We start from the raw sequence: 4438 nt of genomic DNA, 5'->3' as shown, positions 1-4438 counted from the left end.
AGTCAAAGTAGAAGCCGTCAGTAATGTACGGGCCAATGCCCAGCTTGGCGTCCTTACGGTACTCCTGCACCGCCTGCGCCATCACGTGCGCAGCAGAGTGGCGCAGAACGTTCAGGCCGTCCGGTTCGTGAATGAAAACCGGCTCAACGGAGTCGCCAGCAGACAGCTCGTGGGAGAGATCAACGAGCACGCCGTTCACGCGTGCCACAACGATCTTCGGGTCGTCAGCGAACAGCTCAGCGGCAGTCTTCGCGGTGACCTCGCGCTCCTCACCAGAAACGCTAATAACAATTGCTGAAGAATCAGCGGCAGACATAAGTCTCCTTAACTCAGGCGCAAGCGTGCCACTCGGGGCGCCGCGGGTGCGCATACTATTCCGCACTGTACAGGTGCACGGACACACACCATCTTACAACGGCTCCCAGCCAACGCTCAGCTTGAGGGCAGACTAGTCCGCATGATGCTCACGCGTATGCTCATACACGTCAACCACAATGTGGCTAATATGGTCGTCCTTCAGACGGTAAATGGTGGTGCGGCCCTGCTGCTCACGATCAATCACGTGCGCCTCACGCAGGATACGCAAATGGTGCGAGGCGAGCGGCTGCGAAATACCCAGGCAGGTATGCAACTCACTCACGCTGTGCGGGCGGTGCATCAGGTGGTGCGCAATCGCCAGGCGCAGCGGGTTCGCGAGCGCAGAGAAAATCGCCACGGACGGGCCGAACTGCTCCTCCCAGTCCTTGGGGCAGCTGCCTTCGAGGAGGGGCGCGTTAGCGGGCACCTCATGGGCGTGCGCTGAGGCATGCTCCGCGGCGTGCTCGGCGATGTGCGCCGCTACATGTTCTGCGGGGTGGTTGTGGGTGGTTTCGGTGTGGTCTGTGTGCTGGCTCTGAGTCATAGTATTTTCACCTTATGCACAGGTAAGGGGGCACGTCAAGAAAGTGACGCCTGCGCGGCGTGCCTTCTTGAGCGTGCCCCTCTCCCCTACGTGCGCTCTTGAAGTGCGCTAATACTACATGCGCGGCCGCTAGCGGTTAGCGACTGCCACCTGCAGGTAACCCTCAGCGGACTTCACGCCCTTGTCGGTCACTGCGCGGTAGCGAACCAGCGGTGCAAAGCCCTGCTTATTCTTAGCAGAAACCGCGATGCCCTGGGTGCCGTCGGGCAGGGTCACCACACGGTAGGTGCCGTACTCGTCACTGTATGCGCTGACGGCCTGGCCGCGCTGGTTGAGCAGCTCCAGCTTCTTCACGGTCTCACCACGGCTGTATGCGCCGAAGGACGCCTCGTCGTTGTTCAGGACCGCCACGTTCTGGGTGGTGCCCGAGTACAGGGAGACGGAGTCCTCACGCGCGATGGGGCTGTTCTTGTCGACCACGTGCACCTTCAGCGGAATCGAGTACAGCTGTGCGGCTGCGCCCTTCTTCGCCTTCACATCGGACATGCGTGCGCTCGCCTTGCCGGTGCGGTTCACGGTGATGTTCGTACCGTTATCGCGGCGCAGGTCCCAGGTGGTGCCGGTGACCTCGTGGGTGTTCAGGTCAATCGAGTAGGTGCCGGTCTTGCCGTTGGAGGCAAAACGGATGCCGGTCTCCGCGCTGGAGAACTGGCCGCCAGCAGTATTGACCTTCTCCTTGTTGACCCAGCGGCTGGGCTTGAAGTTCGGAGTCTGCTCGATTTCCTGGAAGTTGTAGTCGCGGGCGTAACGGTAGTTCGGGGACACCTTGTGCGACTGATGCACGCTCTGCGCGACTGCGGTCTCACCGGCGTAGACGGTGGCGTGATGCTCAGCGGGCTGGTAGATCACGCCGGAGCCGGTGCCGGTCTTACCGTAGGAATCCGAGGGGTACTTGAACTTCACGGCGTCCGAAGACTGGTTCACTGCCGCGTTCTGGGTCTCGGCATCGCTGATGCGCTCAGCCTTGGGGGTGCGCACGGTGGAACGGCGCACGGTCACCGGGCGGGCAATCTTGTGTGCGTCAGCGTTCGAGTTGGCTGCCTGGTTGTTGCTCTGCGGCAGAACCTGGGTACCCTCACGGCGTGCGGTGTTCTCAGCGGACTCGGTGTAGTTCACGGGCATCCACTGCACCTGTTGCCAGGGGAACTGGTTGCCGGTGAAGCCGCTGGGAACGAAGTTCGCGAACATTGCCGCCAGCTGCGGGTCTTCCTTGTACACGTTCTTACCCTGGCGGGCGTAGGGTGCGTAGGAGCTTGCCGCCTCCAGGTTGAATGCGTTGGTGAAGAGGTTGTGGTCCGTGAGGATGAAGCCGTATTCCTTCATGGCGGTCAGAATCATGCGGGTGAGCTGGTCGTCGGCGTGGCCGGTGTTTGCCAGGTGCTCCTCCACGTCAAAGCTTGCGGGCAGGAAGCCACGCTGACCCGCACGGGGTGCGTTCGGGTACTTGCTCGCATCAATCTTGCCGTCGGTGCCCTTTGCGGGGAAGGAGGCAGTCATCGCCGCATAATCAGCCGCGGTGATGGACACCATGTGGTTGATCTTGCCTGCCTTGAGCTCGTCCACACCGATCTGGGTGAGCTCGTTTGCCATGCCCACCACGGAGGAGGTGCCGTTCTTGAGGGTCAGCCAGTAGTTGTCTTCGCCCACGCCGCCGAAGTTCGGCTTAGCGAGCATATAGCCGCCGGAGGACACGTGGTAGGTTGCCGGGTAGTCAACCGCGACGGGGATGTCCACGGTGCCCTTGGTGCCTGCCGGGATCTTGTAGGTAATCTCGCCGGTGGTCTCGTTGATGGACGCGCCGGGCACGTTCTTTGCCAGGCGGAACTTCGCGCCGCGAGCAATCGGGTAGGAAGTGCGGGCGCTACCGGACTTCGCGTCGATGCTCACGGGTGCCTTGATGGTGACGGTCTGACCCGCGTTGCCGCGGCCGACGCTATCGTACTGAATCTTGGCGCTGGTGGGGGTGGATACGTTGCCGCCGCCGACCTGCACGCGGGCGGTGCTGGTGTAGGTCTGTGCGTCTGCGTCCTTGACGAACTTGAAGTAGGAGCGCCAGATGCCGGTCGCCTCGTCGTACAGGGCGACGGACTGGTCGCCGGAGAGGCCGTGGTCCTCGGCAAGCCACTTCGGGATCGGGATGCCGCCGGTGAGGATGCGCTTGTTCTCCGCGTTGGCGTTGACGCGGTTGTCGCGGGAGACGACCTCGACGTACTCCTGGTACGGGTTCGCGGAGTTCACGGCGAGGGTCGGGATGTTCTCGTGGCCGCCGACGGTCTGGGCGCGGTCCTTGTTCACGGTGCCCGCGTTGATGGCGGTGGTGACGGGGTGGTTGCCCGCATCGGCGGTGTATTCGAGGAAGGTGCGGCTGATTTCGCTGCTGTTGGCGGCGACGGCTTCGGTGCCGGTGAGCTTCTGGGCTGCGAAGGAGTCGCTGGCGAGCTTGCCGCTCAGGGGCGAGGTGTTCTCGGTGGTGGTCAGCTGCTCCTTGGTCAGGGAGGAGTTGACCGCTGCGAGAGTGTCAATGGTCTGTGCCTGCTGGTCGGGGTTCCAGTAGCAGGTCGGACCGGGCGCCACGTTGGTGATGTTCGCAAGGGTCGGCACGGTGCGGTAGCCTGCGTCGACGCAGGTGGTACCGGCTACGTTGCGGGTGGAGGCGGTTGCACCGAAGGTCGCGGGGAGGTTCGCGCCGGTGATGACGGTTGCCAGTGCTGCGGAGGCAGCGATGGTGGCACGGCGGCGGTTTGCCGGGCGCTGTGCCGGGTTTTTGGATGCAGTTGTGGTCATGTTTTTCTTCCGTTCGTGTCGGCTTGTTTGAGTGAGTGCGTTTGTATGAACAAACACGGACGTGAGTGAAATATTCATCTGAGGGTGTGCCCGGGTGGGTCCTGATCTTCTGGCAGGAATTTTCAGGAAACTCTCAGATAATCCCCATACCCTACATAGTCTTTGGGGCGAACGCAAAACGAGTTTGTGACTTGGGGCACCGATTTTTTGATAAAGGTTCAGGTTTAGACTCATATTTCTTTACACCTTTGTGCATTTATTGACGTTTGGAAAAACAGAATTTGCACCCCGGTGTTTAGGCTTTATGCCTAGTCAAGCGAGGGTGATCCAAAGAAAACGAAAAATGCGCACGAGAAACTAAACCTTAAACCTTGAAGTTCCTTGAAAGACGCGCCGAAACCTCCTGTTGAATTCCTCACACGTGCCCACAATTTGAGATTCTGCACCGGGGTAGATATGGTCTCAATCACCGAAACAGGGGCTCCCGTACGCCAGATCAGCAACTTTCGAGCAGGGGCCGCACTCATAGGAACCCCTTTGTTTCACCCCTATAGACCCACAAAACCCACCCAAAACACTAAGATTTAGGTCAAACCTCAAAGTTTTTGTGTGTTTGGCAGCGTGTAACCATGCATGCACCACACTCCCCCGCACAGGACGTTCTTCGCCGTGCATTCCAGGAATCCTAAGCCA

The 4438-nt window shown here is 60.5% G+C and carries 3 protein-coding genes; all 3 read right to left on the bottom strand.

Annotation, left to right across the window (positions count from 1 at the left end):
- On the bottom strand, positions 1-316 hold a 316-nt coding region (locus Q0216_RS10195), incomplete at its 3' end, for a TGS domain-containing protein (protein WP_366139832.1).
- 132 nt (positions 317-448) lie between these two features.
- A complete protein-coding gene (locus Q0216_RS10190) occupies positions 449-901 on the bottom strand; it encodes a helix-turn-helix transcriptional regulator (protein ID WP_298595129.1) in 453 nt (150 codons plus the stop codon).
- A 129-nt stretch (positions 902-1030) separates the two neighbouring features.
- Positions 1031-3745 carry a Rib/alpha-like domain-containing protein gene (locus Q0216_RS10185; protein ID WP_298595126.1) on the bottom strand — a complete coding sequence of 905 codons (2715 nt, stop codon included), beginning with the start codon at positions 3743-3745 and terminating at the stop codon, positions 1031-1033.
- Positions 3746-4438: the final 693 nt, after the last annotated feature.

It is taken from the genome of uncultured Rothia sp., from assembly GCF_937976295.1.
In the GTDB taxonomy this organism is placed as follows: domain Bacteria; phylum Actinomycetota; class Actinomycetes; order Actinomycetales; family Micrococcaceae; genus Rothia.
Note: the sequence above shows the minus strand (reverse complement) of the source record. Positions and strands in the feature narration are given on the sequence as shown.